Genomic DNA, 643 nt, shown 5'->3' with positions numbered 1-643 from the left:
CTATCGAATAAATGGATCCTTCGTTGAAATTATGGCTATTCTTGGCGGACAAGATGCAGATTCGTGGCTTTAATAATTGACGCGAATGCCTGCTTACCTCGTGAAGTTAACAGAGCAATAGCGATGCTTCGAGGTCCGCTCTTAACCAAAAAGCCGTTGTGACTTTTCGACGATCGGCATGTCTGCTATTTGGTGACAGCGGATGTGAGTTTTCGGAGAGTTTTTAGTAAAGGTATTTACGCGCTAGTTCTTCGACTTCTGGGTTGAGTACTTCAACATCGTTCATATCAATTCGCTCCGACAAGCCTTCTGCGATATGTCGCATCGCGTCAAGACGAGCATGTTTCTTATTGTTTGCAGCAACAACATGCCAAGCACGTTTGGCTGCAGACGTTCTGTCTAGCATGTCTTCAAAGGCGTCTTGATACGCCTCCCAATTCTGCCGGTTGAGGATGTCGTCGGGTGTGATTTTCCAGCGCTTTTTTGGTTCGTTCATTCTTTCTTTGAAGCGCTCTAGCTGTTGCTCTTTGTCGATGCTGAGAAACAGTTTGATGACAATAATTCCGTCATCCACCATTTGTTGTTCAAACTCGTTTATTTCCTTATATGCACGCTGCCAGGTGCTTTTGTTTACGAGTTGATC

The 643-nt window shown here is 44.8% G+C and carries 1 protein-coding gene; it reads right to left on the bottom strand.

The window, feature by feature from the left end; translation table 11 throughout:
* Positions 1-223 precede the first annotated feature (223 nt).
* On the bottom strand, positions 224-643 hold a 420-nt coding region (locus A3751_RS15945), incomplete at its 5' end, for a polyphosphate kinase 2 family protein (RefSeq protein ID WP_369821248.1).

It is taken from the genome of Oleiphilus sp. HI0080, from assembly GCF_001635135.1.
Note: the sequence above shows the minus strand (reverse complement) of the source record. Positions and strands in the feature narration are given on the sequence as shown.